This is a genomic window from Mycobacterium innocens, assembly GCF_900566055.1.
Classification (GTDB): Bacteria; Actinomycetota; Actinomycetes; order Mycobacteriales; family Mycobacteriaceae; genus Mycobacterium; species Mycobacterium innocens.
The window spans coordinates 1-1160 of sequence record NZ_UPHQ01000308.1 but is presented as its reverse complement, the minus strand read 5'-3'; the positions used below and the strand labels follow the sequence as shown (position 1 = coordinate 1160).

The 1160-nt window shown below is 70.1% G+C and carries 1 protein-coding gene; it reads left to right on the top strand.

Annotation, left to right across the window (positions count from 1 at the left end; all coding sequences use genetic code 11):
- A partial coding sequence (locus EET03_RS28365) for a beta-ketoacyl synthase N-terminal-like domain-containing protein (RefSeq protein WP_136625777.1) occupies positions 1-1160 on the top strand: 1160 nt, incomplete at both ends.

The window sequence follows — 1160 nt, the reverse complement described above, 5'->3', positions numbered from 1 at the left end:
GGTTCGACGTTGAGTGTGGCGTCGGGTCGGGTGGCGTATGTGCTGGGTTTGGAGGGCCCGGCGGTGTCGGTGGATACGGCGTGTTCGTCGTCGTTGGTGGCGTTGCATCTGGCGGTGCAGTCGTTGCGGTCGCGTGAGTGTGATCTGGCGCTGGTGGGTGGGGTGACGGTGATGGCCACCCCGGCGATGTTCGTGGAGTTCAGTCGGCAGCGCGCGCTGGCGCCCGACGGCCGGTGCAAGGCGTATGCGGGGGCTGCCGACGGCACCGGCTTTTCCGAGGGCGCCGGGGTGCTGGTGGTGGAGCGGCTCGCCGATGCGCGGCGGTGGGGGCATCCGGTGTTGGCGTTGGTGCGGGGTTCGGCGGTCAATCAGGATGGCGCCTCCAACGGGCTGGCGACACCGAATGGGCCGGCGCAGCAGCGGGTGATTCGGGCCGCGTTGGCCAGCGCGCGGTTGGGGGTGGCCGATGTGGATGTGGTGGAGGGGCATGGGACCGGGACCATGCTGGGGGATCCGATTGAGGCGCAGGCGATTGTGGCCACCTACGGGCAGGGGCGCACCGAGCCTGGGAAAGAGCCGCTGTGGTTGGGGTCGATCAAATCCAACATCGGCCATACGTCGGCGGCGGCGGGGGTGGCCGGGGTGATGAAGATGGTGTTGGCGATGCAGCATGGGGTGTTGCCCAAGACGTTGCATGTGGATGTGCCGACGCCGCATGTGGATTGGTCGGCGGGGGCGGTGTCGTTGTTGACCGAGTCGCGGCCCTGGCCGGCTGCGCCGGTGGCGGGTCGGGCGCAGGGCCGGGTTAGAAGGGCCGCGGTGTCGTCGTTTGGGATCAGTGGCACCAATGCGCATGTGATTCTCGAGCAGGCGCCCGTGGATAGTGCCGCGGATGGTGTTGGCGCCGAGCCGGTTACCGGGGTGGTGCCGTGGGTGCTGTCGGCACGCTCGGCGGCGGCGTTGGCCAATCAGGCGCGGCGGTTGTTGGCGTGGGTGCAGCAGCGTCCGGCGTTGGCAACGGCGGATGTGGGGTGGTCGTTGGTGTCCACCCGGTCGGTGTTCGAGCATCGCGCGGTGGTGGTGGGCGCCGACCGGGCGCAGTTGCTGTCGGGTTTGGCCGGTCTGGCCGCCGGCGACCCCGGCGCTGCGGTGGTGGCCGG